The organism is Seonamhaeicola marinus (assembly GCF_008085455.1).
Window position 1 is genome coordinate 1 of record NZ_VSDQ01000196.1, and the last position, 1156, is coordinate 1156.

The 1156-nt window shown below is 28.7% G+C and carries 2 protein-coding genes; both read right to left on the reverse strand.

The features are described 5' to 3' along the window. On the reverse strand, window positions 1-464 hold a 464-nt coding region (locus FUA24_RS02975), incomplete at its 3' end, for a hypothetical protein (RefSeq protein ID WP_148540006.1). Window positions 465-469: 5 nt separating this feature from the next. Then, complete coding sequence (locus FUA24_RS02980) at window positions 470-964, reverse strand: RNA polymerase sigma factor (RefSeq protein ID WP_147135735.1); 495 nt, start codon at window positions 962-964, stop codon at window positions 470-472. Between the last annotated feature and the right edge of the window lie 192 nt (window positions 965-1156).

Consider the following 1156-nt stretch of genomic DNA (forward strand, 5'->3'; position numbering starts at 1 on the left):
GCTTTCATAACGTTGGGGTCATAATGTGATGAGTAATAAAAGCCTATAACAAGAGATATAGCAATAATAATTAAGTTATATAAAACATAATACTTAATTATTTTTCGTGTATTAATAATGCTTTTCATTAATCTTCTAGCGCTATCGGTTACAGAAATAGATTTGTATGACTTGTATAGTAGAAAAATAAAAACTAAAATAATAGCATAACTAAAAACACTTAGCCCAATCATAATATTATCAGAGTATACTTTGTCTAATTGTTCTCTGTAAGAATCTGAACTAAAATAAGGTATGGTATTAACTAGTATCCAAAAAAGTAATTCACCAATACTAATGTAAAACAGTGTTTTTACTATTGATGATGATTTTTTATGTAGCATAGGCAAGATATCTTTAGCTTTTAAAGTAGCTTGTGTATCTTGTTTATTCCAATCTTTTTTTAGTAAATCTAATCCATCCATGGCTATTACGGATTTAAAATGGTTCTTAACTTGTTCTTAATTCTGTTCATTTTCACGCGGGCATTTACCTCGCTAATTCCCATTGTTTCGCTAATTTCTCTGTAATCTTTATCTTCTAAATACAAAAAAACAAGTGCTTTTTCAATATCATTAAGCTGGTGCACTGCTTTGTAAAGTATTTTTAATTGTTGTTCTTCGGTATCATCATAATCTTCAGATTTCATTTTAAAAGCAACACCATCATAATCTTGGGTGTTAATGGTTCTTTTAGACTTTCGGTATAGTGTAATAGCGGTATTTAAACCAACTCTATACATCCAAGTGCTAAATTTTGAATCGCCACGAAACTTTGGGTATGCTTTCCAAAGTTGAATGGTTATTTCTTGGAACAAATCATTATGAGCATCATAGTTATTGGTGTACAACCTGCATACTTTATGTATGATGTTTTGATGCTTTTCAAGCAGTTCCACAAAATTTTGTTCTAATTCGTTCTTCAATGTTATGGTTTGGTTATACCAATAAGTAGTTTAAATTGTAAAAATGTTACAAGTAATAGTGAAAATACTATTTTTTTAAATGAATTTATAACATGGCTTAAATAAAAACGCAATAAGTTTCAATTCATCCTCAACATTTTACAGTTCGGTTAATTAAAGTTTATAAAAACGCGTTTCTGCTTCAAATTTGCG